At 50.3% G+C, this 26,824-nt stretch carries 23 protein-coding genes; 16 read left to right on the forward strand and 7 right to left on the reverse strand.

What is annotated here, in order from left to right:
• The first annotated feature begins 79 nt into the window (after positions 1-79).
• Positions 80-2,236 carry a S46 family peptidase gene (locus tag CWI70_RS10550; protein WP_126773517.1) on the forward strand — a complete coding sequence of 719 codons (2,157 nt, stop codon included), beginning with the start codon at positions 80-82 and terminating at the stop codon, positions 2,234-2,236.
• A 181-nt stretch (positions 2,237-2,417) separates the two neighbouring features.
• On the forward strand, positions 2,418-3,845 hold the full coding sequence (locus tag CWI70_RS10555; RefSeq protein WP_157980896.1) for a DUF3300 domain-containing protein: 1,428 nt from the start codon (positions 2,418-2,420) through the stop codon (positions 3,843-3,845).
• Positions 3,846-3,919: 74 nt separating this feature from the next.
• On the opposite strand, the gene CWI70_RS10560 is transcribed toward CWI70_RS10555, so the two are convergent.
• The gene (locus CWI70_RS10560) at positions 3,920-6,796 is read right to left on the reverse strand and encodes an insulinase family protein (RefSeq protein WP_126773521.1); all 2,877 of its coding nucleotides are present in this window, start codon (positions 6,794-6,796) and stop codon (positions 3,920-3,922) included.
• Between the two features lie 120 nt (positions 6,797-6,916).
• On the reverse strand, positions 6,917-7,936 hold the full coding sequence (locus tag CWI70_RS10565) for a CNNM domain-containing protein (RefSeq protein ID WP_126773523.1): 1,020 nt from the start codon (positions 7,934-7,936) through the stop codon (positions 6,917-6,919).
• A 103-nt stretch (positions 7,937-8,039) separates the two neighbouring features.
• On the opposite strand from CWI70_RS10565, the gene CWI70_RS10570 reads away from it, so the two are divergent.
• Genes CWI70_RS10570 through CWI70_RS10585 form a run of 4 tightly spaced genes read left to right on the forward strand, consistent with a single transcriptional unit; the run spans position 8,040 to position 10,878 of the window.
• Positions 8,040-8,735, forward strand: coding sequence for a DNA-3-methyladenine glycosylase I (locus CWI70_RS10570; protein WP_126773525.1), 696 nt, complete (start codon positions 8,040-8,042; stop codon positions 8,733-8,735).
• Between the two features lie 57 nt (positions 8,736-8,792).
• Positions 8,793-9,173, forward strand: coding sequence for a BlaI/MecI/CopY family transcriptional regulator (locus tag CWI70_RS10575; RefSeq protein ID WP_126773527.1), 381 nt, complete (start codon positions 8,793-8,795; stop codon positions 9,171-9,173).
• On the forward strand, positions 9,166-10,302 hold the full coding sequence (locus CWI70_RS10580; protein ID WP_126773529.1) for a TonB family protein: 1,137 nt from the start codon (positions 9,166-9,168) through the stop codon (positions 10,300-10,302). Before CWI70_RS10575 ends, CWI70_RS10580 begins: the two co-directional genes overlap by 8 nt.
• Before the next feature lie 21 nt (positions 10,303-10,323).
• Positions 10,324-10,878: a MarR family winged helix-turn-helix transcriptional regulator gene (locus CWI70_RS10585; RefSeq protein ID WP_126773531.1), complete on the forward strand. Its 555-nt coding sequence runs from the start codon at positions 10,324-10,326 to the stop codon at positions 10,876-10,878.
• A 3-nt stretch (positions 10,879-10,881) separates the two neighbouring features.
• On the opposite strand, the gene gorA is transcribed toward CWI70_RS10585, so the two are convergent.
• Positions 10,882-12,237 (reverse strand): glutathione-disulfide reductase, encoded by a 1,356-nt coding sequence (gene gorA, locus CWI70_RS10590; protein ID WP_126773533.1) that lies wholly within the window; start codon positions 12,235-12,237, stop codon positions 10,882-10,884.
• 110 nt (positions 12,238-12,347) lie between these two features.
• Between gorA and CWI70_RS10595 the strand changes: the two genes are divergently transcribed.
• On the forward strand, positions 12,348-13,061 hold the full coding sequence (locus tag CWI70_RS10595; RefSeq protein ID WP_126773535.1) for a M48 family metallopeptidase: 714 nt from the start codon (positions 12,348-12,350) through the stop codon (positions 13,059-13,061).
• Here CWI70_RS10595 and CWI70_RS10600 read toward each other — a convergent pair.
• Positions 13,058-15,373, reverse strand: coding sequence for a S9 family peptidase (locus tag CWI70_RS10600; RefSeq protein WP_198677696.1), 2,316 nt, complete (start codon positions 15,371-15,373; stop codon positions 13,058-13,060). The two genes, CWI70_RS10595 and CWI70_RS10600, sit on opposite strands and share 4 nt — an antisense overlap.
• Positions 15,374-15,478: 105 nt before the next feature.
• On the opposite strand from CWI70_RS10600, the gene prlC reads away from it, so the two are divergent.
• Positions 15,479-17,545 carry an oligopeptidase A gene (gene prlC / locus CWI70_RS10605; protein WP_126773537.1) on the forward strand — a complete coding sequence of 689 codons (2,067 nt, stop codon included), beginning with the start codon at positions 15,479-15,481 and terminating at the stop codon, positions 17,543-17,545.
• A 36-nt stretch (positions 17,546-17,581) separates the two neighbouring features.
• On the opposite strand, the gene CWI70_RS10610 is transcribed toward prlC, so the two are convergent.
• Positions 17,582-17,776 carry a DUF2970 domain-containing protein gene (locus CWI70_RS10610; RefSeq protein ID WP_126773538.1) on the reverse strand — a complete coding sequence of 65 codons (195 nt, stop codon included), beginning with the start codon at positions 17,774-17,776 and terminating at the stop codon, positions 17,582-17,584.
• 2 nt (positions 17,777-17,778) lie between these two features.
• Entirely contained in the window at positions 17,779-18,135 is a 357-nt protein-coding gene (locus CWI70_RS10615) for a hypothetical protein (RefSeq protein WP_126773540.1), read from the reverse strand.
• Between the two features lie 179 nt (positions 18,136-18,314).
• Between CWI70_RS10615 and rpe the strand changes: the two genes are divergently transcribed.
• The 8 genes from rpe (at position 18,315) to CWI70_RS10655 (ending at position 25,848) form a co-directional block, all read left to right on the forward strand.
• Positions 18,315-18,986, forward strand: a complete 672-nt coding sequence (rpe, locus tag CWI70_RS10620; protein WP_126773542.1) for a ribulose-phosphate 3-epimerase — start codon at positions 18,315-18,317, stop codon at positions 18,984-18,986.
• 25 nt (positions 18,987-19,011) lie between these two features.
• Positions 19,012-20,019 (forward strand): tryptophan--tRNA ligase, encoded by a 1,008-nt coding sequence (gene trpS / locus CWI70_RS10625; RefSeq protein ID WP_126773544.1) that lies wholly within the window; start codon positions 19,012-19,014, stop codon positions 20,017-20,019.
• Positions 20,020-20,038: 19 nt separating this feature from the next.
• Positions 20,039-20,626 (forward strand): anthranilate synthase component II, encoded by a 588-nt coding sequence (locus CWI70_RS10630; protein WP_126773546.1) that lies wholly within the window; start codon positions 20,039-20,041, stop codon positions 20,624-20,626.
• A gap of 182 nt (positions 20,627-20,808) precedes the next feature.
• Positions 20,809-22,011 (forward strand): aspartate aminotransferase family protein, encoded by a 1,203-nt coding sequence (locus tag CWI70_RS10635; RefSeq protein WP_126773717.1) that lies wholly within the window; start codon positions 20,809-20,811, stop codon positions 22,009-22,011.
• Between the two features lie 15 nt (positions 22,012-22,026).
• Complete coding sequence (gene astA, locus CWI70_RS10640; RefSeq protein WP_126773548.1) at positions 22,027-23,046, forward strand: arginine N-succinyltransferase; 1,020 nt, start codon at positions 22,027-22,029, stop codon at positions 23,044-23,046.
• A 30-nt stretch (positions 23,047-23,076) separates the two neighbouring features.
• Positions 23,077-24,561: a succinylglutamate-semialdehyde dehydrogenase gene (gene astD, locus CWI70_RS10645; protein WP_126773550.1), complete on the forward strand. Its 1,485-nt coding sequence runs from the start codon at positions 23,077-23,079 to the stop codon at positions 24,559-24,561.
• Between the two features lie 15 nt (positions 24,562-24,576).
• Entirely contained in the window at positions 24,577-24,981 is a 405-nt protein-coding gene (locus tag CWI70_RS10650) for an OsmC family protein (RefSeq protein ID WP_126773719.1), read from the forward strand.
• Positions 24,982-24,990: 9 nt separating this feature from the next.
• Complete coding sequence (locus CWI70_RS10655) at positions 24,991-25,848, forward strand: 23S rRNA (adenine(2030)-N(6))-methyltransferase RlmJ (RefSeq protein WP_126773552.1); 858 nt, start codon at positions 24,991-24,993, stop codon at positions 25,846-25,848.
• On the opposite strand, the gene CWI70_RS10660 is transcribed toward CWI70_RS10655, so the two are convergent.
• On the reverse strand, positions 25,845-26,738 hold the full coding sequence (locus tag CWI70_RS10660) for a phosphoribulokinase (protein ID WP_126773554.1): 894 nt from the start codon (positions 26,736-26,738) through the stop codon (positions 25,845-25,847). The genes CWI70_RS10655 and CWI70_RS10660 overlap by 4 nt on opposite strands.
• Between the last annotated feature and the right edge of the window lie 86 nt (positions 26,739-26,824).

Raw genomic sequence — 26,824 nt, forward strand, 5'->3', positions numbered from 1 at the left:
TTGACATTAGAAGCTCCAGCGACAATCATGATGGACAACTTTTTATTAACGTCATATGTCCATAACAACGAGAATAACTATGAAAAAATCATTGATTGCGCTGGCGCTGCTAAGTACCTCAGCTCTGGCAGATGAAGGCATGTGGATGCCACAGCAGTTGCCGGAAATTGCCGATAAGCTCAAAGCAGCAGGTTTAGAGCTGGATCCAGCCAGTTTAACGAAGCTTACTGAATTCCCAATGGGAGCGGTGGTGAGTCTTGGGGGGTGTTCAGCTTCCTTTGTGTCACCGCAGGGCTTAGTCGTCACTAACCATCATTGTGTTTATAACAGCATTGCCTATAACTCGACCCCAGAAAACGACCTGCTTGCCAATGGTTTCTTGGCGGCAACGATGGCCGACGAAGTTGCGGCAGCACCTGGCTCACGTATTTACGTGACAAAAGCTGTTGAAAATGTGACTAGCCAAGTGATTGATGGCGAAACGGCAGCTTTGACAGGTAAAGCGCGCGTTGATGCGATTGAAAATAACTACAAAGAAATTGTCGCCGCTTGTGAAGAAGACGAAGGTCACCGATGCAGTGTCTCATCGTTTTATGGCGGTCTTGAGTACTACCTCATTAAACAGTTAGAAATTAAGGATGTACGTCTCGTACATGCACCCGCAGAAGGTGTCGGCAAGTTTGGTGGTGATACCGACAACTGGATGTGGCCGCGTCATACCGGTGACTATTCGTTCTATCGTGCTTATGTAAGTCCAGAGGGCGAATCAGCCGAATTCGCCGAGGAAAACGTACCTTACGAGCCTGAATTCCATTTGAAGATCAGCCAAGATGCATTGGACGAGGGTGATTTTGTGATGGCGCTTGGCTACCCGGGCCGCACCAACCGCCACCGTTTACCAAGTGAAGTTGAGAACACTTTCGCCTGGAGTTATCCGAATACGGTTAAACGCTTTCGCGATAACTTGGACATTATTGCCGCACAAACGGCGAATGATAAGGATGCTGAGCTTAAATATGCGAGTCGCGTAGCGGGCTTGAACAATTACCTAAAAAACCGCCAAGGTATGTTGGATAGCTTTGCTAACTCAGACTTACTTGAGCGTAAAAAAGCTGAGCATGCGGCGCTTACCGAGTGGGTAACTCAGTCAGCAGAAAACCGCGCGGTGTATGCCGAAGACCTGCAAGCCATCGAATCCTTGTTAGCGGAGCGTCAAGAGCGTGATCGTAGCGACTATTATCGTTCGTTAGCAACGCCTCGTTTACTCGGCGTAGCGCAGGCGCTTTATAAGCTGAGCCAAGAACAAACCAAACCTGATGCTGAACGTGAAGTTGGTTATCAAGAACGTGATTTGCCGCGCTATAAAGCTTATATGGCAGGTCTTGACCGCAGCTTCGATACTAGTGTCGAGCAAGCTTTAGATTTTTATAATCTGAAAAATTACTTGCAGGTGCCAGCGGCGCAGCGTGATGCGAAGTTCGATGCTGCACTCGGTATTCAAGCCGACATGAGCGATGCCGAGCTACGTGAACTGATTTCATCTTGGTATGCCAATACTGACTTAACCGAGCTGGATACTCGCAATGAGTTGTTGGCGGCTAAGCCTAGTCAGTTCGCTGATAGCCAAGATGTTTTTGTGCAAGCAGCCGTAGAGCTCTTTCCTCAGCAAGAAGCCGAGCAGGATAAGAGCGAAGAGCTGTCAGGTAAAATCCAAGAAGCTTATGCCAATTACATGAAAGCAAAAATTGCCTTCATGAATGAACAGGGCGAAGCGGTTTACCCCGATGCGAACAGCACGTTACGTGTCACCTATGGAACTGTTACAGGGCGTGATCACGGCACCTACGATGGTACCGCATGGACCGCATTCACCACTTTACGTGGCATTCAAGAGAAAGCCACTGGTGAAGGTGAATTTAATGCTCCGCAGGAACAGCTCGATGCGATAGCCGCTAAAGACTATGGTGACTACTATGTTGAGAGCCTTGATTCGGTGCCGGTGAACTACTTAGCGACCCTGGATATCACCGGGGGCAACTCAGGTTCAGCGGTACTGAACGGTAAGGCAGAACTGGTTGGCTTAGCTTTTGATGGCACTTTAGATTCGATTATTTCGGATTGGGATTTCAATATTGATAATACGCGTTCAATTCAAGTCGACAGTCGCTTTATGCTGTGGCAAATGCAGCATGTGGATAATGCTGATAACCTCTTGAAAGAACTTGGTATTGAATAAAAAGCACTCACTGCTACCTAATCAAAGCCGCTCCATCGAGCGGCTTTTTTCTGCCACTAAGAAACACTTCTTTACATTCCCTTTACGAAACCGCCGTCACGATAAAGCGCATGGCAGCGTCTATACTGATAGTGATGGTGCAGACCATCCAACAAACGGAGGCGCTCTTATGAGACAGTCAATGAGACAGTTAAAATCAGCCAAAATCCCGTTGTTGAAGTTAAGTGTTGTGTCCTTGGCTTTAGCAGCTTCCGTGGGTTGTACTACGGTACCAAAAGCCTACGCAACCACCACTGAAAACTACACAGCCTATGCTGTTGATGGGGTGTATCAGCGCGCCGACCTCGATCGCATGCTCGCGCCAATTGCACTGTATCCCGATAGTTTGCTTTCGCACATCTTGATTGCGGCAACCTATCCTTTAGAAGTTATTCAAGCGGATCGCTGGGTGCAGCAGAATCAGCGTTTATCCAGTGAGCGTTTGCTAACTGCCGCCGATAACAAAGATTGGGACCCAAGTGTCAAAGCATTGGTGGCAACGCCAGATGTGCTTAAACGTATGAGTGAAGATCTTGAATGGACGCAAGCCATTGGCGAAGCGTTTCTCGCACAGCAAGAAGATGTACTTGCGAGTATTCAAGTGTTGCGTGACCGTGCATACGCTGCAGGGAACCTACGTAGCGACGAGCGCATTGCGGTGCAACGTGAACGTGAAGCGATTCGTATTGAAACGGTGCGGCGTGAATATGTGTATGTCCCAGTATACGACAGCCGATATGTCTATGGCTCTTGGTGGCACCATCGTCCCCCTGTTTATTGGGATGGCTTTGGCGTTTCTGTAAGCTTTGGACATGGCATCCGTTGGACGCTCTCGTACAACGTTCCGAGTTGGTATTTCTATAGTGACTTTTACTGGCGTAATCGCTATGTAGTTATTCATCACCACCACTATCATGACCGCGATCGCGATCGTCGTCATCGCCGTGACTTCTATCGCCCGCGCCCAGGAGATGGGGATCGTTGGCGGCATGACCCGCGCCATCGTCGCAATGTCGATTACCGTCATCGTGACTTAGTGCGTAACCCTCCTCAGTTTAAGCCTGACGGCGGCCCCGGCCACGTTGTACAGAAGCCGGTGCGTGAAAAACGACCGCCGCAGGTTGAATTGCGTCGCCGGTTACTGGAAGCCGAAGCGCAACCGCGGTTAGTGCGTAACAAACAGCCGCGTGTTGAACAGAAGCCTGTTGATCCAGTGGTTCGTCAAAAACCGCATATCGAGGCCAAGCCTCGGCAGCCGGTGGTAAGACAACAGCCACGACTCGAGCCGCGGCCTGAGCAACGTGTTGTGCGACAAGAACCGCGTTTTGCCACTAAGCCCGAAAAGCGCATGACACCACAGCAGCCGCGTTTCGAACCTAAGCAGCGACCTGCGGTACAAAGGCCGGTAGCACAAAGACCAGAGGCAAAAAGACCAGAGGCAAAAAGACCAGTCGTACAAAGACCGGTAGCACAAAAGCCTGCGGTCCAGAAACCCGAGCGGGTAGAGCGCGGTCGACCGAGCATTAAGCGGTCACGTTCGCAGCAGGGTGATGTGAGAGAAATCGACTAAAAAAACGGGAGCGCAATTGGGAGCACATGAAATTGTGCCCCCAACGCTGCTCCCGCAGTTACCTTAAGATTTGATTACTGTTTTTCCATTGCCTTATGGAATTCAGCTAAGCTTTCAACCTTAGTTTGCTCGGCAAAGTTTGCAAACGGTTGTTCGACAAACTTAGTGCCACGCATTTGTACGTTAATACGTGCCGCATCAGGATTTAACATCGTCTCCTGATAGAAGGCCTGTACATCAGCTAAGGTGACCTCTTCTACCGCCGCAATCAATTGCTGCTTGCTGTCGAAATCGAATTCCTCGCGATACCAATCACTCAATAACGGCGCGGCTTCTTCCGACATGTTCTTTGGCGGTTCTTTTAAGGTGACCAAAGTACTAGCCTTGAGTTGCGCAAATTCCTCTTCTGTGATCTCGGCAAGGACAGCGGCATATTCATCACGGAAAGCGTCAAAGCGTGCTTGCATTGCCGCAGCATCTTTAACTGGCGTTTGGATGTACATGGCGAATCCAGTGTAGTCATCTAACCGCGTCGCGGTGCCCCCCACAGCATAAGCGAGCTGTTCTTCAGTACGTAATCGATCGAAAGCAACATTGCTAAAATGATCTTTCAGTACCGTCGCTGCCGCATAGGTTGCGTAGCCTGGCGTAGGGTTCACCTTCACATCGATCAAGCCGACATCGGAAACATCGATATTTTCTTGCCAAACCAGTGTGTTACCTAGCTGTGGACGCCAGAATGCAGCGCTACGGTAGGCGAAGTTTTTACGATCTTCGGGCAATGCTTGCGCTACTTTGCTGACCACATTTTCGAGTGCGGCTTGATTGTAGTTGCCGAACGCAAAGATACGAGTGTGGTTGTCCTGCAGGAACTCTTGCATGAAGCTTTCAAGGTCACTTGGCTGGAGTTCTTTAGCTGTAGCAATTAACGTAGCTGAATTAAAGTTACCTTCACGAATCAGCTTGTTATAGGCGCCGAAGGCTTGGTAGAACGGAAATTGCTTGCCTTGATTTTGTAGCGCGCGGACATAGCGATCGATGGCTTGTGCAAAGCCTTGCTCATCAACTTCTACGTGTAAACCTGCAAGTGCTTTTTCAAGTAAGACTGCTTGTTTATCGGTAAAACCACCGACGCGTAACGTTAAACCTGTGCCAGCTGATAAGTTCATGTTCATGCCAGCGATGCCTGCTTCCGTGGCAAGTGCACTTTGTTGCAGCGTGAACAAATCGCGCCACAGCGCTAACAGTACATCCGCCTTCGCTGAAGTGAGTGCTGAAGGGTAATTCATGTGGATATTCATCCAGCCGCGCGGCTGATCGGCGAAATCTTTACTCGGATAGTGCCAAGCTTGAATACCGTCTTGTTCCACGACCACTTCCGGCTTGTCACGCTGCGTTTCGGCAACGATGTCGAAATTTTCTGGCAACATGTTATTGACTGCGGGTAACTGCAGTGGAATGTTGAGTGCTTGCTGCCAGTTGGCTTGCTCTTCAGCACTGATATCGACCACTTTGTACTTACCGTCATAGTAATGCAGTTCGCTATCGTGCGGTTCTTGCTTGCTCACATACCAAATGCGTAAACGCTCCGGCGTCAGCTGGTCCAGAACATTACGAATAGCGTCAGCATCAAAGCGCTCGTAATGATACGGAGCGGCAATGGCCATACTTGCGGGAACGTTCTGCATGGCTTCAGCGAGATTAGACACATAGCCAAATTCATCTGATTTTTCTAAGAATCGGAACTGGTTGTCCAAGCTGGTTTTGATTTCATCGTAGTACTTTGCATCAACGCCTTGGGCCTTAATGAGTTCGATGTACTGCAACAGCATTGCCGTGATCATTTCACGATTTTGCATACCGGCATCGGTGAGGTTCACGTCAATTGAGAGTGCGCCGTAGTTGCCGTAATAGGTTGGGCTTGCCGAGGCATTAAGACTTGAAATCATGCCGCTATTTTTAAGAACAAATGCGGGTGTACCTGGCATTTCGGAGCCGATCAAATAAGAAATGAATTGATTAGGCTTTACGGCAAACTCGTCACTGTTGTCATCGATGATGAATTCAAGGCGTAATTGTTTGATGTCTTGATTCGGCACATAGTGAATGCGCTTGCCGCCGACTTCTTCGAAATTAAGCGTCGTCGTTACCTCAGGCTCAGCGATGGCTTGGTTCTCGATCTCGCTGAAGTGCTTGCGTGCTAATGCTTCTAACTCGGCGAGAGACTGATTGCCAAGCAGTGCAACCTTCATAATGTTGGCTGAGTAGTAGCGTTCATAGAAGTCGACGGTTTCAGCGTGCAACTGGCTACCTTCTTTGTCGCCTAACGATTCAAGGTTACCAATCAAAAAACGGTTGGCTGGGTGATCGCCAAGCAGGTTGCGCGCCAGTTTAAATTGACCGAAAAAGTCCATTTCGCGACGCATAGACCACTCGGCATTGACCGCGTTCTTCTCTTTGTCGGTGTATTCCGGATAAAGCATCGGTGCTTTAAAAAAGTCAGAGAAACGGTCGAGCGCTTCATCGACCGCGTCGTTGTTGACGCTAAACATATAGTTGGTGATATCGAGCCACGTGTAGGCGTTCTGTGAGCCGCCGTTTGCAGTCATGAACTCAGAGTAGCCTTTGGTGTCTGGATAGTCTTCGGTACCCAAGAACAACATGTGCTCGAGATAATGCGCCATCCCTTGTTGGGTCATAGGGTCTTGCAGTAAGCCTACGCCGACACTCAATGATGCTGCAGATTTTTCAGTACTCGGATCCGAAACCAACATAACTTCGAGTTGGTTAGGCAGGGTAATCACGCGGTACTGACGGTCGTCGTTTGGAGACTTTACAACTGTCGCTTGGGCCTTTTCGACGCTTGTGGTCTGCTCGGGTTGTGTTGTTTGGGTGCTACAACCACTGAGGAGGGCCAAACTGATCGCACTACTTAACAGTAATCGTTTCATGGTCTGTTGCTCTTAGCTCGTGAAATGAAAAAGTACACCAATGAGTTTAGAGCTTAAGGTTTTGAGTGTGGAGCGTTTGAACGTAAATGTTACAGGAGCTTTGTAACAAAGTTTTAAAGGCTACTCTTCTTCGGCTTTTATACGTTGGCCCCAGCGTTGCTTTGCATAGCGACGGAGGCTTGGTACCGTGTCGGTCTCGTCCATAATGGGCTGCCCCAGAATTGTTTCGATGATGTCCTCGAGCGTGATCACGCCTAACCAGGTTCCGTGCTCATCATAGACCACAGCCATGTGCTGACGCGTCTCCAAAAACCGTGTAAGCGCGCTTTCTAAATCGACTGAAGGTGATAACACCTCGACGTCACGCACCAGCGTACTAATTTTTTCTTCGCGGTGTGACTCTAGTGCTTCGTTACGAAGAATCAGACCGTGGGGGACCTCGTCAGCGTCAATAACGGGGAAACGCGAGTAGGGCATAGCTTTGACTTGTTCCAAAAACTCGGCGACGGTGCAGTCGGGAGGAACCGATTCACTGACGGTACGGGGGGTCATTGCTTTACTGACCTTGATAGCATGCAAATCGAGAATATTACTGATTACGCGTTTTTCGTCATTGTCGATGACGTTTTGCTCGTTGCCGACAATGGCGAGCGCCTTAATCTCGTTACGTACATCGATATCGTGTGACTCACCGCCAATACGCTTAGTGATTTGGTCTGAGAGCCAAATAAACGGCTTTAAGCTGATAATCATGAAGTTGAGTGTCGGCGGGAGCACTGGCGCCAGACCCCGCCAAAACTTTGCGCCAATCGTCTTGGGAATGATCTCTGATAGTAAGAGGATCAAGACTGTCATGACGGCTGAAGCGACAGCGAGATAGCCGTCACCAAACACCACCCCCACTTGTGCACCGACGCCGGCAGCACCGACTGTATGGGCAATAGTGTTTAAGGTTAGTATGGCTGCGAGAGGGCGATCGATGTTGGCTTTGAGTCGCTGCAGTTGCTTATGTAACCTGGGCTTGGTTGCCTTTTGTTGTGCGATATAGCTCGGCGTGATCGACAACAACGCTGCTTCGAGTACAGAACAGATAAATGAGACACCTATCGCGATGAAAGCAAAAACAATAAGTAAAAACATTCGCATCCAACTTTGGGGTTCGGTTATGCTGAAAGTACCACAACTAAATCGCTCTAAGCTAGCTAAACGACAGGGTTAGCCTTGCGAAGTAACGAGGTACGGTGTGAAATTCTCCTATTTTTACGATCGCGCAGTCGCGCGTAAAGGTAAGCAAGAAGTGCATGCGCGCTTGCCTAAGGTACGGTCGACGGACGAACTGCGTGCGCAAAGCGATGCATACTACCTAGCGGAAATGACGCGCGGAATTTTTCGTGCTGGCTTTGTCTGGCGTATTATTGACGCCAAGTGGGCTGGGTTTGAAGAAGCTTTTAGTGGTTTCGTGCCCGTCTATTGGCAACAAGTTCCCCCCGAACGACTTGAGCAACTGGCTGATGATACACGCATTATTCGTAACTGGCAGAAGATTGAAGCCGTTCCGGTAAATGCCCGCATGATCGTTGAAATTACTGAAGAATACGGCAGTTTCGGCGAATTTATTGCGCAGTATCCTTCATCCCAGCAAGCTCAACTGCTGACCTACTTTAAGAAGCATGGCTCACGTTTGGGTGGGGCGACGGCGCAACACTTTTTACGCCGGGTGGGTTGGGACGGCTATGTTCTCTCGCCCGATGTGTTGACCGCGCTACGTAACCATAAGTTGTTAGATGCCAGCGAGAATAGCCAGCGTGGACTCATGCAGGTACAACAAGCTTTTAATACATGGCATGACGAGACTGGAATGCCTTATAGCCACCTATCACGCATTTTATCCATGACCGTGGATGCTAATCCAACCGAACGACCAAAGAAAAAAGTTTGACAGATTAGATTACAGCTGTAATCCTTATGATTACAAATGTAATCAAAGGTCTGTCCCATGATTGAGATTAGCAACGCTGAACTTGAAGTTATGAAAGTGCTTTGGCACGAAGCACCCTTACCTGCGGCTGCCATCGTCGAGCGCTTGCAACACACTTCTGATTGGCAAGCAAAAACCATCAAGACGATGCTCAACCGCCTTGTGCAAAAAGGTGCTCTTGATTATCAACAACAAGGGCGCGCCTACCTGTATCAACCCACGATTGCACAAAGTGATTACCAACGACACGCGGGACAGCATTTTGTTAAACGTCTGTTCTCGGGCAAAGTCGCACCTTTGGTCGCCAGTTTCGCCGATGCTGACAACTTGAGCCAAGATGATATTGCTGAGCTTAAAGCCTTGTTAGCCAAGCTTGAACAGGAGCAACAGCATGATTGAGTGGCTGAGTGAAGCGAGTTTAGTGCTTGTGGTGGTTGGCGCTTTGCGTTTAGTGGGACACCGCTGGCTGTTGCAAAAGCTAGGTGCGGTTAGCCTCTATAGTTTATGGGCAGTCGTGCCTATTCTTTTACTGGCGGTGTTGCTGCCGCAAAGCTGGTGGCCATTTGCCGACGCTATTTCGTCGTTGCGGTTTGTTATCGATCCCTCGCAGCAATTCGAGAACCTCACTGTTCCAGCTCCGACCAATGTATTGAGCATCATTTGGTCAGCGGGCTTCGTGCTTGCGCTTAGCGCTTTCCTATTACGTTGGCCGCGGGTAAATCAGTATTGGCGCTGCGGTAACCTACGTATCGTCAGAATCGCTTCGGGCGGCGGCCCAGCGATCGCAGGAGTGTTGCGGCCAACGTTATTTCTGCCGGCCGATTTCAGTCAGCGGTTTGATGCGCAGCAAAGACGCCTCATCTTAAAACACGAACAACACCATTGGCGCCGCGGTGATACCGTGGCCAATATAGTCGCCTTCATACTTTGCATGATTTTTTGGTTTCATCCAGTAGCTTGGTTGTGCTACCGCCGGTTTCGTTGTGACCAAGAACTCGCTTGTGACGCAGTCATACTTGCTCAAGTTTCGCCGCCACAGCGTGTTCGTTATGGTCACACGTTGCTACAGGTTGCGGCTACGACATCAACGCGGGTGCAGTTAGACCCTTATCTCTATCATTACGGAGCAAAACAAGCTATGAAAGAACGTATTCAACAACTCACTTCGACGCAACCATTACGTTACTGGCCGTTACTATCTGCTTTAGCCTTAGGTTTAGCGTTGCTAAGTGTTTGGCAAGCATCGGCATTAGCTGAAGTAAAGAGCGATGCACAGGCCACGCCAATTATTCGGGTCAGCCCGAGTTATCCCATGGAAGCTGCTGAGCAGGGAATTGAAGGTCAAGTCACCTTGCGTTTTACGATTACTGACGACGGTAAAGTTGCAGATATTGAAGTTGTCGATGCTACGCCTGCTGGAACATTTGATGCGGCCGCCGTGGCAGCGTTACAGAAGTGGCGCTACGATCCGAGATTCGCCGGGAGTGGACACGAAGTTGCTTTAGCTTTTCAATTGGCGAAAGACTAATTCAGCACTTGCGGACTTTGCGTGAAGCGCATAATCTTTGCGCAAAGTCTAAATCTGGATACCGATGTGCCAATAAACAACCTTAATCGCTTTCCCGAATTGCTTGCGCGCGTAACCAAACAATGGCAAACGCAGCGCCCCGACTTATCCGTGCATGAAGCTGCTTTGGTCGGTTGTCTATTGGGCGTTGCTGCTAACCTCGAAGATATGGGCGATGTGGCACTTAAGGAGGCGGGTTTAAGTCAGCGAGAGCATGATGTACTGGCCTGTTTGCGCCGCCAAGGCGAACCTTATCAAGCAACACCTAGCTTATTGTTGGAAGAAGTACGTATTACCTCAGGGGCGTTAACCTTGTGCTGTGATCGGCTGATTAAACGTGGTTTATTAACCCGTACCCATGCACAAGAAGACCGCCGTTCACGTTTATTGGCATTAACTGCTGACGGCAAAGGTTTGATCGATACCATCACCACGCAACGTTTTCAGCTCGCTGAGCATGTAATGTCAGGCTTAAGCCAGAACGAACAAAAGCAGCTGAGACAGCTGCTTTTGAAGGTTCAAACACAAATTACTTAGGTTCTAACGTAGCGTAACAAACTCTTCTGCGCTGGTTGGGTGCAAGGCTACAGTTGCATCAAAGTCAGCTTTCGTTGCGCCCATTTTCATAGCCACGGCGAAACCTTGCAGTATTTCGTCCATGCCTTCACCAATGCCGTGGATGCCGACGACTTTTTCCTCTGGACCAGTGCAGACTAACTTGAAGGTGCTTAGGGCACGGTGAGGCGTCACGGCATTGTACATGGCCGCAAATTTTGACCGATACACTTTGACATTGCCTTCGCCATATTTAGCCACCGCTTCAACCTCAGTAAGTCCCACGGTACCAATCGGTGGATGACTGAACACAATCGTAGGGATTTGCGTGTAATCCATGTGCGCGTCGGGCAAATCGGGATTGAATAAGCGTTCTGCAAGCAAACGTCCAGCCTTAATAGCAACTGGTGTCAGCTGTGCTTCGCCAGTGATATCGCCGACAGCGTAAATGCCTTCAATATTGGTGTTTTGATACTTATCTGTGCGAATAAAACCAACTGGGTCGACTTCGACGCCAGCTGCTTCAAGATTGATCTTGTCGGTTGCCGGCTCGCGACCAATGGCCCACACCAAGCAGTCGACACCTTCGATAGTGTCGCCGGTTTCGGTGTGAATAGTGAGTAAGCCATTTTCGCCTTTGACTACTTTTTGCACGACGGTGTTGGTGTGCAACGTTGGTCCGTCTTGCGCAAGACGTTCAAGGAGAGCTTCGGTAATATCTTCGTCAAAATAGCGCAAGGGGCGATCACGACGTACCAGCAAATGACTATCTGAACCAAGTGCATGCAGCACGCCGGCGATTTCGACAGCGATATAACCCGCACCGACTACGACAGCTTTGTTCGGACGCTCTTCTAAGGCAAAGAAACCGTCGGAATCGATACCGTACTCAGCACCTTCGCAACTTGGAATGATTGCGCGACCACCGACAGCAATAGTGATGTGGTCGGCAGTGATTTGCTCGCCATTCACTTCAACGGTATTTTTATCAACAAAGCGAGCAAAGCCTTCAATGTATTCAACGCCGTTACTTTCAAAGCCACGTTTGTAGCCACCGTGGATACGCTCAATATAGGCTTCACGATTGCGCACTAACGTACTCCAATCAAAGCCATTTTGCTGTAAGTCAAAGCCGTAGGCTTCACTGTACTTGATGGCTTCGGCAATGTGCGCACCATACCACATGACTTTTTTCGGGACGCAGCCGACATTCACGCAAGTACCACCAACGGCTTTCGCTTCAATTACTGCGGCCTTTGCGCCACGAATTGCTGCGCGGTTGGCTGAGGCAATACCGCCGCTGCCAGCACCGATGGCTAAATAATCGTAATGTCGAGTCATGCGTTGTACTCCTGTAACATGCTAATCTTGGAAAATAGAAAGGCAGTATGATCACTCAAAATGCCTGAGTGTGCAACGTAACTGGGTCAAACCTTGAGCTGAAAAAACCGATGAGTGCAATCTATTCAATTCAACGCAGCCGCCGTCGTCGTTCTGTTGCGATTAAAGTTCGTGATGGTGAAGTGGTGGTGCAGGCGCCGCAACATATGCCGGAACGGCAGGTGTATGCCTTTGTGCAGACGAAGCAGGCGTGGATTGAGCGACACTTGACAAAACAGCGCGAAGTTCTTGCTAACTTAGCACCGCGTCAATGGGCGAACGGCGAACGTTTGCGCTGGTTGGGGCAGCCACTGCAGTTGGTGGTTGGTAAGGCAACGCGTAAATCATGTCAGCGTCGTGGGGACGATCTTATGGCAACCGTGACACCGCGCAGTAATCCCGCAAAGGAACCACGAGAATTGATTCGTAAGTGGTACTGCCAGCAAGCGCAAGACTGGCTTGATGACTTTTTCGACCTATGGCCAGCCGATCATGCCCTACAACCGAAAACCTGGAGTGTGGGCAGTTTCTCCAGCAAGTGGGGGCATTGCAACCGTCGTGGTGAACTTAAATTCAGCTGGAAGCTTTGGTTGGCACCCGAATGGGTCGTGCGTAATGTAGTGATTCACGAGCTGTGTCACTTGCAGGAATTCAACCATAGCGCGCGGTTTTGGCAACTTGTGGCCAAACACTCTAACGATTATCAAGAGGCTGAACAGTGGCTTCGTCAGCACGGCATGACCGTGCTGAACGAAGCCTATTTGGATTACGTTGAGGCGCCTTAACGAGCGCCGGTAGGTAGGTGTTCTGTTAAAAACTCAGTCATCATGGTGCGCAAGTGCAGGGTAGTTCCCTCGCCTTCACGGATGCCATGGGTACGGTTCGGATAAGCGAAGAACTCGAACTGCTTGCTATGTTTGATGAGCTCGTTAACCAAACGCTCTGAGCCTTGAAAGTGGACGTTGTCATCACCGGTGCCGTGTACTAACAGCAAATCACCTTGTAAGTTTTCAGCGTGGGTAATGGCAGAGGTTTCTTTATAGCGTTCTGCCGACTCCGGCAACAACCCTGAGTAGCGCTCCTGATAAATGGTGTCATACAACGTCAAGTCGGGTACCGGTGCTAGTGCTAGCCCCACATGATAATGCTCTGGATAACGGAACAATGCATTCAAGGTTTGCGAACCACCACCACTATGCCCCCAAATACCGACGCGTTCTTCGTCAATGAAGCTCCAACGCTCAAGCATGGCTTGCAACGCATCGTACTGGTCGCGCACGGTGATCACACCAAGGTTCTTGTAGATTGAGCGTCGCCATTCAAACCCGCGCGGTGATTTAGTTCCGCGGTTATCGATGGAAGCGACAATGTACCCTTGTTGCGTAAGGTAGGTATGCCAAAGGAAGCGTTCGCCGCCCCAGCTATTGCTGACCGTTTGTCCCCAAGGTTCGCCGTAGACATAAAAAACAATGGGATACTCTTTCGTTGGATCGAAGTCGACAGGTTTCATTAAAAAGCCATCGAGCTGCAAGCCATCGCGCGCGGGGACACGGAAAAACTCAAAACTACCCTTAGCAAGCGCATTGAACGCCTGTTGCGCCGAAGCATTGTCTTTGATCATGCGAATTTGCTGGTGGTCGGGTAGGCTCACCATATCGACTTGCGGGACCTGCTGAACATTTGAATAGGTGTGCACAGCATAGTCCGCATTGGCGGAAAGTTGATAGCTGTGTGAGCCTGGCTGCGCAGGTGTGAGTCGCTCGAGTTTGCCTGAGCCATCTAAGCTGGCGCGGAACAGATAGCGCTCAAGCGGCGTTTCTGGCGACGCAATAAAGTAAACCCAGCCTTGTTGTTCGTTGATCTGCAGAACTTCGACGACGTCCCAGTTACCGCGGGTAATCGCATTCAAGCGTCCGCTATCGCGGTCGACGCGATAGATGTGGCGATAACCACTGCGTTCACTCAACCAAGTAAAGTCGCCGTTCTCGAGAAACTGAACATCGTCGACATACTCGGCCCAGCTTTCGGTGGTTTCACGCAAGAGTTCATTGACCGCTCCGTTGCTAGCATCGGCAACAAAGGTTTTATTGATGGCTTGCGAACGCGTGAGCTGCTGGATCAATAACTGCTCAGAGTTACCTGCCCATTGCATGCGCACTAAGTAATGCTGGCGCGGATCACCCGGTACCTTCATCCAGGTGGTATCGCCACCGTCAGCATCCATGACGCCAATACGCATGGCAGCGTTGGTCTCACCAACTTTTGGATACGGGAACGTCTTCAGGGTCGGGTAAAGCGCATCAGTGTTGTTGATCATGGTGAAGACGGGCGTACCCTCGGTATCGAGTTGCCAATACGCAATATGCTCGCCGTCTGGACTCCAACGAAAGCCATCGCGCAAAAAGAATTCTTCTTCGTTGACCCAGTCGAAGGTACCGTTAACGATGGTATCGTTACCGTCATGGGTAAGTTGCGTCACTTTTCCCGACACTGTTCCAGAAGCCAAGGCTTCAACGTAAATGTTGTTGTTAACCACGTAGGCTACGCGTTGCGCCTGTGGGTCGAACTTGGCGAACTGCAAGGTTGAAGGCTCGGCAAATGCGCCGAGTTGCTGTAGTTCACGCGAATTGAGATCAAACACCCAGTAGTCGCCTAAGGTGTGGGTACGCCATGAGCGCTTCGTGTTGGTGAAAATAAGCAGTTTGCTGCCATCGCTCGACCAGTGATAGTCGGCCAAAGAAAGCGGTGCGTCTTGCCCGTCAGGCGTTAACTCAGCCGCAGTGATCAGCACATCGCGGGCCTGCGTTTCGGGGTGATAGCGCACTAAGTCATCGCCAGCAGAGGTCGCGCTTGGCTCTAACGTGGTGTAACCGCTACCGTCGCTCAGCCAGCGTGTTGGCGGCACACCGCCGGCATGATAGGTCGACTCGGTATAGAGCGCTGGCAGCGTCAGTGCTTCACCTGTTCGGTTCGTCGTGCTGGAGCTGTCGCTGGCTGGCGGCGCGCTGATGTTACTACAACCGGCTAAACTTAAGAGTGCGAGACCTGCGTATAAAGTATTTCGCATGTGCTTGCTGGCAATGTGACTCAGTTTCATGGTTATTGTTGTCCTGTTTGGGCAGTTGCCGCCTTGAAAAATTGAACTTCGGCCAAACATCTGCTGTAGAGTACTTACACAGCGCATTATTCAAGAGGAAGCCGCATGAGTCAAAACCCTTTATTGAGCGATTACCATTTACCGCCTTTTGCTGACATTCAACCGGAGCATATTGTACCTGCTATTGAGCAGCGTATTGCGGCGTGTAAAAGCACAATCGAGCAAGTGCTCGAGCGCGGCGACTATTCATGGCAAGGCTTAGTTGCGCCGTTGGAAGAGGTCGATGATCTGTTGGAACGGAGTTGGTCACCGGTGTCGCATTTAAATGCCGTGGTCAGCTCTGCGGAATTGCGCGAAGCCCATGACGCTTGCTTGCCTATGCTCAGTGATTACGGCACTTATGTCGGGCAGCACGAAGGCTTATACCAAGCGTTTCAAGCACTGGCAGAGAGCGCTGAATTTGCCCAATTAAGCGAAGCGCAACGAAAAGTCGTTAGCGACACGTTGCGTGATTTTAAATTGTCAGGGGTCGCCCTTCCGCAACAGCAAAAACAACGTTACGCAGCGATTCAAACGCGTCTTTCGGATTTAGCCTCACAGTTTAGTAATAACTTGTTGGATGCGACTGATGGTTGGCACTATTTGGTGACCGATGAGCAACGCCTGCGAGGCCTCCCAGAGAGCGCTATTGCGGCCGCCGCCAGTGCCGCAGAAGAAAATGAGCAGCAAGGCTGGCGCTTTGGCTTGTCGATACCAAGTTATTTGCCAGTCATGATGTACGCCGACGACAGTGAATTGCGTAAGGTCATGTACCAAGCATTCACCACACGCGCGTCAGAGCAAGGTCCGCAGGCCGGCCAGTATGACAACACGAAAGTGATGGCTGAAACCTTAGCGCTACGACATGAACTTGCGCAATTGCTCGGCTTTAGTAACTACGCAGAGCTGAGTTTGGCAACCAAAATGGCCGAATCACCGACGCAAGTTGAAAGCTTCCTGCACGATTTAGCTGCGCGTTCGTTGCCGCAAGCGCAGCAAGATTACCAAGAAGTGGTTGAGTTTGCCGCTAAAGAACATGGTGTAACCGAGCTAGAGGCGTGGGATGTTGCGTATTTCAGCGAAAAGCTGAAGCAACAAAAATACGCTATCTCCGACGAAGAATTGCGCCCGTACTTTCCTGAGGGGCAAGTATTGAAAGGGCTATTCAGCGTGGTTGAAAGCCTATTTGGTATGCAGGTTAACGAAGCAACGCCACCTTCTCGTTATCATGAGCATGTGCGCTACTTTGTCATTACCGATAGTAACGGCGAACAACGTGGTAGTTTCTTCCTCGATCTCTATGCCCGCAGCGGTAAGCGTGGCGGCGCCTGGATGGCTGAATGTGCCGTACGTCGCATCACCAACAGCGCGCAGTTGCAACTGCCGGTAGCCTATCTGACCTGCAACTTTAATAAGCCGCAGGGTGACAAGCCGGCATTGTTTACCCACGACGAGGTGCTGACGTTATTTCATGAATTTGGTCATGGCTTGCATCATATGCTCACCAAAGTGGATGTCGCTGGTGTATCAGGTATCAATGGTGTGGCGTGGGATGCGGTTGAACTGCCGTCACAGTTCCTAGAAAACTGGTGCTGGGAGCCGGAAGCGCTAGCTATTATTTCAGGGCACTATGAAACAGGTGCACCGCTACCGCAAGCAATGCTCGACCGCATGCTCGCTGCCCGTAACTTTCAGTCGGCCATGCAGATGGTTCGACAACTTGAATTTAGTCTGTTCGACTTGTTGATTCATCGCGATTACGACGCACAGCAAGGGGATCAAATTCAGGCCATTCTGGACCAAGTTCGTGAGCAAGTGGCGGTCCGCAAGCCACCTGCATACAACCGTTTCCAGCACAGTTTTGGCCACATCTTTGCCGGTGGTTATGCCGCTGGGTATTACAGTTACAAATGGGCTGAGGTGCTTTCGGCCGATGCCTTTGGTCGCTTTGAAGAAGAAGGCATTTTCAATCGTGAAGTGGGTCAAGATTTCTTACGCGCGATTTTGGAGCGCGGCGGTACCCGCGATGCGATGGATTTATTCAAAGCGTTTCGTGGTCGCGAACCTGAAGTTGAAGCTTTGCTGCGCCATTCAGGTATCGAGTCTCTCGAACAAGCTGGGGCGGCACTTTGAGCCGCCCTTAGGTTTGGCAAATGGGGGCTTGACGAGCTAAGGCAATACTAAGTTAACGACCAACAAGAGTGTCGCCACGAACAGGACAATAAAGAAGACGCCAACCGCAATAAAAATACCAGGATGGCCCTTGCTAAAATCGCGTTGCCGATTTTGTTCTGTTTGCACACCAAAAAGTGCGGCAAGCACACTCACGATGACGCTAAAGAAGTTGGGCTGGTTAGCGCTCATACTTAGAGACTAACTTTCTTGCTGCTGCCGTATTGATTAGATTGTTGCTCGTTACTGCCAAATAGCAGCTCGAACAAATCGAGGAAGTGAAACTGGGTTGAACGACTACCACCACCGAACCAACTCGCCCAGCTTAAATCTTTTGCTGGCTGAGCGCTAACACATTGCTGCACAGCGGTTGGTTGCTCAGCGTTGTTGAGCAGTTGCTTGCATGCTTCTTCGGAAGTGGTGATTGAACCAGTGCCGTCATTACTAAACATCGCCATCGATACAAATAAGCCAGCCACCAAGAATCCCGAAACGGCTTTCTTGTGCTGTTTTGCTTTCTGTATGGTGGTTTTAGCAACGTGCATTGTCACGTTCGACACTCCTACACAAATTGTGTGAATTACGTACAATTTAGCAGCAAATAGGTGCTGTTGCCAAGCGCTTTAGCGCATTTTTTTCGCTGGCAAGCGCTCTTAGGTCTGGTACACTAGTGCACTTTCTACGCAGCTTGCGTCGCAGTTGGTTCATCTTCACAGCATCGGAGAACATTATGGCAGATTTCCTTATCGCACCTTCTATTTTGTCCGCAGATTTTGCGCGGCTGGGCGAAGAAGTTGACGCGGTACTTAAAGCCGGTGCTGATATGGTGCACTTTGATGTGATGGATAATCATTTCGTGCCGAATCTAACGATTGGGCCGATGGTATGTAAGGCGCTCCGCGACTACGGTATCAGTGCACCCATTGACGTGCACTTAATGGTCCAGCCGGTGGAGCGTATGATCGATGAGTTCGCTAACGCTGGCGCTTCGATCATTACCTTTCATCCAGAAGCAGCAACACATGTTGATCGCTGTTTGCAACAAATTCGCGACCACGGTTGTAAGGCGGGCTTAGTCTTTAACCCAGCAACGCCATTGCATTACCTTGATTATGTGATGGACAAGATCGACGTGGTGCTCTTAATGTCGGTTAATCCGGGCTTTGGCGGTCAAAAGTTTATCCCAGCAACGCTCGATAAACTGCGTGAAGCGCGGCAGCGTATTGATGCCAGTGGCTTTGACATTCGTCTGGAAATTGACGGTGGCGTGAAAACCGATAACATTGCCGAAATCGCGGCTGCAGGCGCTGATATGTTTGTCGCCGGCTCGGCCATTTTCAATCAAGCCGACTATGCGCAGGTGATTACCGAAATGCGCGCCGAGCTTGCCAAAGTTAATTAAAATAAGTGAAGTAACGGAAATTATCATGAGTCAACCCATTGTATTAAGCGGCTGTCAGCCATCTGGACAACTTTCGATTGGTAACTACATTGGTGCGCTACGCCAGTGGGTACGTATGCAAGAGACTCATGACTGCCGGTTTATGCTGGTGGACTTGCATGCGATTACGGTGCGCCAAGAGCCAGAAAAGCTGCGTGAAGCAACTTTAGATGGACTTGCTCTGTACATGGCGTGTGGTTTGGATCCTGACAAGAGCACCATCTTCGTACAATCGCATGTGCCAGAGCATGCGCAATTGGCATGGGTACTGAACTGCTACACCCAAATGGGCGAGCTCAACCGTATGACGCAGTTCAAAGATAAGTCGGATCGTCATGCGCACAATATCAACGCTGGCTTGTTTACTTACCCAGCTTTGATGGCCGCAGATATTTTGTTGTACCAAGCCAACCAAGTACCAGTCGGTAACGATCAGAAGCAACATTTGGAACTCGCCCGCGACGTTGCGACGCGTTTCAATAACATCTACGGCGATGTGTTCACCATTCCTGACCCGTTCATTCCTGAAGTGGGCGCTCGGGTGATGAGTTTGCAAGATCCGCTGAAGAAAATGTCAAAGTCGGATGAGAACCCCAATAACTTTATTGGCCTGCTTGAAGAGCCAAAGAAAATTACCAAGAAGCTTAAGCGTGCGGTCACCGATTCTGACGAGCAAGCGCGCATTTACTTCGATGTTGAAGAGAAACCTGGGGTATCGAACTTGTTGTCGATTCTGTCGGCGGCCACTGGCACGCCCATCGCAGACCTCGTGCCGGCCTATGAAGATAAAATGTATGGCCATTTGAAAACCGACACTGCCGAAGCTGTCGTGGCAATGCTAGAGCCCATCCAGCAGCGTTATCACGACTATCGTAATAACATGGACTTTTTGAACGAGGTGATGGCAAAAGGCGCCGATCAAGCCAGTGCTCATGCCGCGGAAACCTTGCGAAAAGTATATGACGTAGTTGGTTTTGTTCCCCGTCCGCGCTAAGTAAACAACGAGTCGCAGTATGCTGCTAATGATCGACAACTACGACTCGTTTACGCACAATGTTGTGCGTTATCTACGCGAGTTGGAATGTGAAGTGATGGTCGTCCGTAACGATGCCATCACGGTCGATGACATCGCACAACTACCACTCACTGGCATTGTCCTGTCACCTGGTCCTTGCACACCCAACGAGGCGGGGATCACCCTTGAGGTTATTCGTCGTTTCGCAGGCAAGTTGCCATTGCTTGGGGTTTGTCTTGGTCATCAAGCTATTGGCCAAGCTTTTGGTGCACAAGTTGTCCGCGCGCGTCAAATTATGCATGGCAAAACGTCATTGTTGCACCACCATAATCAGGGCCTGATGGCTGGGCTGCCACCATCGTTTCGCGTTGCTCGCTATCATTCCTTAGTGGTGGAACCGACGTCATTACCAGAGACCTTGGTCGTTGATGCTTGGACGACCGATACGCCACATGAAATCATGGCGATGCATCACAAAACACTGCCGATTTGGGGAGTGCAATACCATCCCGAAGCGATCGAAACCGAATTTGGTCATCAGGTTTTGCAAAATTTTGTACAATTTTGCGCCACTTCTCCGCGTTAACTATTCAGTAATTCTCACACCTTATGCATAGTTATGCATCATCTGCGCAAGCTTAACGCAACAAGCTGAAACGCCTGTTTTTTCTGCTCTTCAGCCACGACAATTGGGTAAATTTCTGCCATAATACGGCCACTCAAATCCCCGTATATGAATCCGAATGAGAGGAATTTATGGCAGAACACATGAAAGTTACCCGCGCTACTTTTGATGACGTGATGGTACCGAATTACAACCCAGCGAAAATGATCCCAGTGAAAGGCGAAGGTTCGCGCGTTTGGGATCAAGAAGGCAAAGAATACATCGATTTCGCGGGTGGTATTGCCGTGAACTGCCTAGGTCATTGTCATCCGGCGATGGTCAACGCGTTGACTGAGCAAGGTAATAAATTGTGGCACCTAAGCAACGTGTTCACCAATGAACCGGCCATTCGCTTGGCGAAAAAGTTGACCGATGCAACCTTCGCCGATCGCGTTTACTTTGCCAACTCAGGTGCTGAAGCGAACGAAGCAGCGTTGAAGCTGGCACGTCGCTGGGCGTTGGATAAGCACGGCGCTGATAAGAATCAAATTATTGCATTTACCAAGGGCTTCCACGGCCGTACGTTTTTTACCGTTACGGTTGGCGGTCAGCCTGCTTACTCTGATGGTTTCGGCCCGAAGCCAGGTGCAATTGAGCACGTTGACTACAACGATCTGGCTGCGCTGGAAGCGCAAATGTCAGATAAAACCTGTGCGGTGATGATGGAGCCACTGCAAGGTGAGGGTGGTGTGATTAGCCCAGATGCAGAGTTTGTGAAAGGTGTTCGCGAGCTTTGTGACAAATACAACGCACTGTTGATTTTTGATGAAGTACAAACTGGCTTCGGTCGCACCGGTAGCCTCTATGCTTACCAGCAGCTTGGCGTCACGCCTGATATTTTGGCATCAGCGAAATCGCTTGGTGGCGGCTTCCCGATTGGCGCAATGCTGACTACTGCTGAAATTGCCGAGCACTTGAAGCCAGGCACGCATGGTAGTACCTACGGCGGTAACCCGCTTGCCTGTGCAGTTGCCGAAGCTGTATTCGACGTGGTGCACACCGATGAAGTACTCGCCGGCGTGCAAGCACGTGAAGAACTCTTCAAAAGCAAACTAGCCGAAATCAACCAGCGCTACGGTATTTTCCAAGACATCCGCGGCAAAGGATTACTTATTGGTGCCGAGCTGACCGAGGAATACGCTGGTAAAGCACGTGACTTCCTTAATGCTGGCGCTGATGAGGGCGTTATGGTGCTTGTCGCAGGGCCAAGCGTGGTGCGCTTTACGCCATCGTTGATTATCCCTGAAGCTGACGTGTTAGAAGGTTTAGCGCGTTTTGAGAAAGCGATCGCCAAGATCGTCGGTTAAGACGACGGAGCCCTTATGTTAGTGGTACGTCCGATCACGCCGCAGGATTATGCGGCACTCTATACGTGTGCAGTGGAGTCAGGTTATGGCTTCACTTCATTACCGGTAGATGAAGGCTTATTGAAGCGTCGCATTGCTCGAGCACAAGAGGCTTTTGCGCGTGACCATGTGAGTGAGCCTGGCGAAGAAGGCTACCTTTTCGTCATGGAAGACACCGAAACAGGCGAAGTAGTGGGTTGCAGTGGCATTGAAGCCGCGGTGGGTTTAACTGAAGCGTTTTATCACTACCGCCTCGGTAAAGTCGTTCACCACTCGAAAAGCCTCGACGTCTACAACGCGTTAGAAACACTCACGCTGTGCAACGATTACACCGGTGTCAGTGAGTTGTGCACACTATTTTTGCGGGAGCCTTTCCGGAAAAATCAAAACGGTCGTGTGCTGTCGCGGTTCCGCATGTTGTTTATGGCGGAATTTCGTGAGCGTTTTAGCCAGTTTGCGATTGCTGAAATGCGCGGTGTTTCGAATGAAAACGGCGAATCGCCATTTTGGGGTTGGCTGGAAAAACACTTCTTCAACATGGACTTTAATCAAGCCGATTACTTAACGGGTATTGGCGAGAAGGCCTTTGTCGCTGAACTCATGCCGACTTTTCCGCTCTACGTAAAAATGCTCGAACCTGAAGCGCAAGCGGTTATTGGCAAAGTCCATGAAAATACCCGCCCGGCTTTGCGGATGCTTGAAAACGAGGGTTTCCGTTTCCGCGGTTATGTGGATATTTTTGATGCGGGACCGACCGTTGAAGTTGAAGTTGCCAATATCAAAAGTGTTCGCGAGAGTCGCCGTCTGCATGTTCGCATTGGTGAGCCGAGTGCCGATAAAGCGCAACGTTTTATTGTTTGCAATACGCGGGTGAGTGATTTCCGTGCCGGACAAGCTGACGTCGAAATTCAAGGTGATTATTTACTCATTAGTCCTGCTGCAGCGCAAGCCTTGCGCCTAGCCGAGGGCGATGCAACGCGTTGCGTTGCACTCTAGCTTTGTTGCTTGAAAAACAAGGAGCTTAAGATGTCTGAACAGAATTTATATATCGGTGGCCAGTGGGTCACTGGTGAAGGTGATGAATTTAAATCGATAAACCCAGCGCGTGACGAAGTGGTATGGCAAGGTCGTTGTGCCACAGAGGCACAGGTCGAAGCGGCGATTCTTGCGGCACGAGAAGCGTTCGTCGATTGGGCGGAGCGTGAGTTTGATGAGCGCCTTGCGATCTGCAAGAAGTTTGCCGAATTACTCGAAGAAAACAAGCAAGAGTTTGCCCAGATTATTGCTGAAGAAACCGGCAAGCCAGTGTGGGAAACGCTCACTGAAGTTGGCGCAATGATTGGTAAAGTCGCTATTTCTGAGCGCGCGTATCACGAGCGCACCGGTACCGTTGAAAACCCTATGCCTGCGGGTAAGGCGTTTATTCGCCACAAACCACATGGTGTGGTGGCCGTTTATGGACCCTATAACTTCCCAGGACACTTACCTAACGGGCACATCGTACCATCGCTGTTAGCCGGAAACACCGTTGTCTTCAAACCGAGTGAAATGACGCCAAAAGTGGCCGAATTTACCGTTAAGCTTTGGGAAAAAGCAGGTATTCCGGCCGGGGTTATTAATCTCGTACAAGGCCTGGTGGATACCGGTAAAGCCTTGTCTGCGCATCCGCAAATCGATGGCTTGTTCTTTACCGGTTCATCGACAACCGGGCACTTGCTGCATAAACAATTTGCCGGACGCCCAGATAAAATTCTGGCGCTTGAAATGGGCGGTAACAACCCGTTGATCGTCAAGGATGTTGAAGACATTGAAGGTGCAGTGCATGACATCGTGCAATCGGCGTTCATTACTTCGGGGCAACGCTGCACCTGCGCACGACGCTTATTTATTGAACGTAGCGCAAACGGCGACGCGATTCTTGAGCGTTTGCTTGAGGTTACCAAGCAGATTGAGGTTGGTGATTATGCCGCTGACCCGCAGCCGTTTATGGGCGCCATGATTTCCGCAAAAGCCGCGAACGACATGGTGAAAGCGCAAAATGATCTTGCCGACGCCGGTGCTAGTGTGTTGTTACGTATGCAACAAAAAGACCATAACCTTGGTTTTGTAACGCCAGGTATCTTAGATGTCACCAATGTTGAAAAAATGCCGGATATTGAGCACTTCGGACCGTTGCTGAAGGTTTATCGCTACACCGATTTTGACGCAGCAATTAAAGAAGCCAACAACACCAGCTTTGGTTTATCTGCAGGTATCTTGTGTGATGAAGAAAGCACCTACCGCTACTTTTTCAAACGCATTCGCGCAGGTATCGTTAATTGGAATAAACCTATTACCGGTGCCAGCAGTGCGGCACCATTTGGCGGTATTGGCGCAAGTGGTAACCACCGCGCTAGCGCTTACTATGCCGCCGATTACTGTGCGTACCCAGTTGCGTCGGTTGAGGCTGAGCGGGTAACGATGCCAGAGAAGACTGCGCCTGGTCTGCACTTCGACAAGAGCGAGGGCTAACGTATGGCTGCAGCAATGCAAGCAAACGTGCAGTGGCAAAACGACCTGGTCTTTACCGCAACGACAGGTTCGGGCCAAAGCGTGCAGATGGACGGGAACAAAACCGCAGCAGCATCACCGATGGAGTTGGTGCTTGCTGCTGCCGGCGGCTGCTCGTCCGTTGACGTGGTGAGTATTCTCGAGAAAGCCCGCCAAGACGTAACTGCGGTGCGTTGTGAAGTTAATGGCGAGCGGGCTGACGCGGTACCTGCAGTCTTTACTAAGATCCATTTGCACTTTGTGGTGACTGGGCGTGACGTTGCCGAGAAGCACGTTGAGCGCGCGGTGCAACTGTCGGCAGAAAAATACTGCTCGGTGGCGAAAATGCTCGAAGCATCGGTCACTATGACCCATAGTTTCAGCATTGAGCAAGCTGATTAAGTTACCGCAATGAATTACCGCCACAGCTATCATGCTGGTAACTTTGCTGACGTGATGAAACACGCCCTACAATGGGCGTGTTTGTCTTATTTGCAGCAAAAAGACAAGCCCTTTTGGTTGCTCGACACCCATGCTGGTCTTGGTATGTATGACCTTCTGGGAGAGCAAGCAACGAAAACTGGCGAATGGCAACAAGGTATCGCCAAAGTGCTGGCGGCAGCCAATCCACCGGCCGAAATTGTGGGTTATTTAGATGCCGTTCGGCAACTGAATCAAGGCGCCGATTTGCGGTGGTATCCTGGTTCGCCCTACTTAGCAGCCCTGCAATTACGTCAGCAAGACATGCTGACGTTATGCGAGCTTCACCCTGCTGATGCAAAAGAACTTAGTGAAAACGTCGCCAATGATTTCCCCCACAACGGAACCATTCATGTGGAAGCCGAGCGTAATGGTTATGCTGCACTAAAGGCGTTGACGCCACCACCGATCAAGCGGGGTATGGTACTAATCGATCCGCCGTTCGAGCAACGTGACGAATTTGCTCAAGTGGTGCAAGCGTTGCGTGAAGGTACAAAACGTTGGGCTAATGGCAGCTACGTTGTGTGGTATCCGATCAAAGACCCAGTAGCGGTGAGTGAATTTCAACAGCAGATTGCGGACTTAACGACGGTCAGCAAAGTCTATTGTACCGATATGCTCGTTCGTACTGCGCAAGACCCAAGCAAAATGAATGGTTGTGGCATGTTATTTGTGAACCCGCCATATGGAGTGGTGCAGCAAATGGCGACGATCATGGACTTTATTACGCCACTACTGGCGCACGACCAAGGTGCGGAGTGGCAGGGGAGCTGGCTGCTCGAAGCTTAGCTTTTCAGCCAGCCAGGTTTCCCGCCGTGCTGCTTGGCGAACATCATTTCTTCGATCAACGGTGCTAAAATAAGCTCCATTGCAAATACCATTTTGCCACCGGGAACCACTAACGTGTTCATGCGTGACATAAATGCGCCGTCGATCATTTGCAGGTAGTAGGGAAAGTTGACGTTGCGCATGCCACGAAAACGAATCACCACAAAACTCTCATCCAACGACGGAATATCTTTCGCACTGAAGGGGTTTGAGGTATCAACGGTTGGCACCCGCTGAAAGTTGATATGCGTGCGGGAAAACTGCGGCACAATATGGTGAATGTAGTCTTCCATACTGCGGACGATGCTTTGCGTGACCGCTTCTCGGCTGTGTCCCCGTTCAGCGGTATCGCGCAACAGCTTCTGAATCCACTCTAAGTTGACGATCGGTACCATGCCAATCAGCAGGTCCACATACTTGGCAACATCGTGCTCTGCGGTTTTAACCCCGCCGTGCAGCCCCTCGTAAAACAGCAGGTCGGTGTCAGCTTGCAGGGCTTCCCAAGGGGTAAAAGTCCCTGGCATTTGATGATAAGGGACGGCGTCGTCAAAACTATGGAGATAACGACGTACTTCACCGTTACCGCACTCACCGTATTCACGGAACAATGCTTCTAAACGATCAAAGTCATTAGCCTCAGGACCAAAATAACTGATATGACGGCCCTGTTCTTGTGCTTTACGAATGGCAACATCCATTTCTGGGCGCGAATAGCGATGAAAACTATCACCTTCGACACAGGCTGCACTAATGTGCTGTGAGCGGAATATGTGGCGCAAGGCCTGGCTGGTCGTGGTCGTTCCCGCCCCCGACGAACCGGTTACCGCAATGATTGGATGTTTAACCGACATAGTGACTCCGTAAAAGTAGAATGATTGTTATACGGGGTCAGAAGACTGGGGTCAAGTAAGCGCCGAGAATGTACGCTAACCGTTAC

The sequence above is a fragment of the Pseudidiomarina homiensis genome (genome assembly GCF_003987225.1).
Lineage (GTDB): Bacteria > Pseudomonadota > Gammaproteobacteria > Enterobacterales > Alteromonadaceae > Pseudidiomarina > Pseudidiomarina homiensis.